Origin of the sequence: Nocardia sichangensis (assembly GCF_047200615.1) — a bacterium.
GTDB classification, from domain to species: domain Bacteria; phylum Actinomycetota; class Actinomycetes; order Mycobacteriales; family Mycobacteriaceae; genus Nocardia; species Nocardia sichangensis.
Map to the genome: position 1 here is coordinate 1 of NZ_JBJZOK010000116.1, position 1133 is coordinate 1133.

The 1133-nt window shown below is 66.1% G+C and carries 1 protein-coding gene; it reads left to right on the forward strand.

What is annotated here, in order from left to right:
• Positions 1–921 precede the first annotated feature (921 nt).
• On the forward strand, positions 922–1133 hold a 212-nt coding region (locus ACL03I_RS39360), incomplete at its 3' end, for a hypothetical protein (protein WP_412808650.1).

Genomic DNA, 1133 nt, shown 5'->3' on the forward strand with positions numbered 1-1133 from the left:
ACTTCGTCGCTGCTGCCGGAGCACCTAATCACGACGGTTCCGGGTTTTCGAGTCGGAACCGACGACGACCACTAATTGGTTACTCGCAGTTCACCTCGGCCAGTACCGCGCACGTCAAGCCTCGGTCGGTCACTACGTGCGCCTCCGCCCCATCCCGCAGCGGCGCAGCACAAGCAGGATCGCCGGGATCACCGCCTCCGCCGCCCTGAACCTGCCGCCTCGAGCGCGCCCTTCTATTGCGTTGTACAAGATTGGCTACTAGGCGCGCTACGCGGCGGTGCTCCCGCAGTCTGTGAGGCTCGAACCGATTCCCGATCGTTCTCGGTGGGAGGCAGATCGGTTGTCGGGGGGCTTCGGTGAACAGCCGGTGTATCGACCGCTCGGCGGTTGCGCGGGCATGCCTGTGCGGATCGTCTTCGAAACACAGTGCTGCGCAGCTGTGTAACGGTAGTGGCGGACGGCGGTACATCTGGTCACGACAGGGCCAGGCTTTCGAGTCCGGAATCGACGTTGACTGCCGATTGGGACATTCGCAGTTAGTCTCGGCCAGCGCTGCGCGCTGCCCCGCGCCTGGAACGGTGCCGAGCCGTTCATGCGGCTGCAAATCTCCAGTGCCGTCCCGGCCGCCGACGGCACCGTCGGCATGCGCGGATTGGTCTCCTATCACTGGGAATCGGTGCTCGGCTACATCCCGATCACTCTGGCCGAAAGGCTGGGCGAACTCGCCAGTGGGCAGCGTCGTGCGGGTCGCGGTCATCGAGGTGTTGGCCGCCAGTCGCGAAAATTCTGGGCCGCCAGCATGGTCCGAAGCCGGCCGCGGCGCCGTCGGGGTTGCGGGCCCAGTTGCGCCCGTATGAGGAGCACGGCCTGTCCTGGCCGGCCACCATGAATCCGCCGCGCTGAGCCCGGCGGCGGTCCCCGGTGACCAAGCACCTGAACGCCAAAGCCAGCCGCAGCATCTCGATCTCGCGCGGGGCTCAGCGTGGTGTCGGATGGGCTGTGGTGCCATCTCGGCAGACAGGCCTCCGGAGCTTCGGTGAACAACCGGTGTACAGACCGCTCGGCGGTTGCGCGGGCGCGCGCCCGCTTGTGCCGATGGTGTTAGAAACACAGCGCTACGCAATGGAGTTGAC